The 346-nt window shown below is 53.5% G+C and carries 1 protein-coding gene; it reads right to left on the bottom strand.

Features of this window, described 5'->3' with window-relative positions:
• A partial coding sequence (locus tag AK963_RS34575) for a hypothetical protein (protein WP_202969989.1) occupies positions 1-346 on the bottom strand: 346 nt, incomplete at both ends.

Genomic DNA, 346 nt, shown 5'->3' with positions numbered 1-346 from the left:
TGAGCGCGTTGGCATTGATCAGGTAGTCCTTGATCAACCGCTTCATTTTCATAGCGGCTTCGTTGGCGCGTTCCAGTGCTTCGGCCATCAGTGCCCGTTCCATCTCATCGTTCCGTTCCTGGATGAGTTGGTTACGGGTATGGGGATCAATGGGATAGGGGAGCAGTTCCTGAATGGCCATCATGCGGATCTGTCGTTTAATCGACGCCGGAATGTCGGCCATCGGGCTGGGCACAATATCCCAGAAACTGTCCACGTTTTGAAACAGCAGATCCACCAGTCGAGAATAAGCGGCATTGACCTTGGTGGCGGTGATCTTGATAAACACCCGGCTTAACGCCTGCTG

The organism is Endozoicomonas atrinae (assembly GCF_001647025.1).
In the GTDB taxonomy this organism is placed as follows: domain Bacteria; phylum Pseudomonadota; class Gammaproteobacteria; order Pseudomonadales; family Endozoicomonadaceae; genus Endozoicomonas; species Endozoicomonas atrinae.
This window is presented reverse-complemented; position numbering and strand designations above follow the sequence as displayed.